The sequence below is a fragment of the Endozoicomonas sp. SESOKO3 genome, from assembly GCF_024606255.1.
This window is the reverse complement of sequence record NZ_JAHHPR010000013.1, coordinates 1-1,129: the sequence shown is the minus strand read 5'-3', so window position 1 is coordinate 1,129 and position 1,129 is coordinate 1. Positions and strand designations below refer to the sequence as shown.

Below are 1,129 nucleotides of genomic sequence, written 5' to 3'. Positions count from 1 at the left end.
CACCCAAGAGCTTATCGGTTTCATTACCTCATTCTGCAATAGCCACTACGGGAAGCGATCTGCTAAAAGACGCAAAGATAGCCGCGTCAAAAAAGATCAGGTTTTACCCAGAGAATGAGCAAGCCTATCACGATGCCCTGATACTCTATCGCAGGTCGTACAACCTTGCTGTTGAGCGTTTCCGTAACGATGACTATAAAGATGCCAGCGGAAAATTCATCAATATGCGACCCGCCATTAAAGCTCAAGTGGAGCAGGAGCAAAAAGAAAGTGGCAGGGCTTATAACTCGATTGTTTCTGATAATGGAGCACTGGCGGCAGCGACTACATTCAAAGCGGTCTGCAAGCACAACAAGAAGCTCAGGGGAGCTAAAGAGGGCTTTGCAGAAATCAGTTTCAAAAGCCGCAAAGGTAGCAGGCACTCATTCTCTATTGACCGTTTGCCAGAGGGATTAAATCCCTGCGTACAGGCTCTTGGCAAGATCCACCTGACAGAAGATGTGCCAGCAGAAGCGATGGGTAAATCTTGTGTCGTAACCTACGACAAAGGTCGCTGGTTCATTCAGGTTCAACAACATATTGAGCTAAATCCCGAAATCCAAGGGAAGGTTAGATGCATTGGAGTTGATCCCGGAGTTCGCACCTTTGCCACTTGCTACAGCGAAAAAGAGGCGTTGATAGCGGGTGGCAAGAGATCGGATTATTCATTTCAACAGGGAAATTGACCGTCTGAAATGCAAAAAGGATGACATTGTTCTTGATCTGCATAACCGGCTGGCGTTCGAGCTGGTGTCGAACTACGACGTTGTATTTTTGCCAACCTTTGAGACAAGAGGTATGGTCACACGCAAAGATAAGAAGGTTCGCACCATTCGCCGTAACACCTGCCGCCAGATGCTTGACCTCAATCACTACCCATTCAAAAAGCGGCTTAAGTGGTACGCAAAAAAGTATGGAAAGCATGTCGTTGATTGCAACGAAGCCTATACATCCAAGACTCAATCATGGAACGGGACCATTGACGAAAAATTAGGTTCTTCCAAAATGATTAAGGGTGAGGGCTTCACCGTTGATCGTGATATCAACGGTGCCAGAAATATCTTTCTTAAGTGTTTGACAAGGTAGCTTG

Annotated in this window: 2 protein-coding genes; both read left to right on the top strand. The window is 46.3% G+C overall.

Annotation, left to right across the window (positions count from 1 at the left end; genetic code table 11):
* Positions 1 to 725: hypothetical protein (locus KDK18_RS00115; RefSeq protein ID WP_257252320.1), on the top strand; the 725-nt coding region annotated here is incomplete at its 5' end.
* Entirely contained in the window at positions 685 to 1,125 is a 441-nt protein-coding gene (locus KDK18_RS00110) for a transposase (protein WP_257252318.1), read from the top strand. The genes KDK18_RS00115 and KDK18_RS00110, both read left to right, overlap by 41 nt.
* The last annotated feature ends 4 nt before the right edge of the window (positions 1,126 to 1,129 follow it).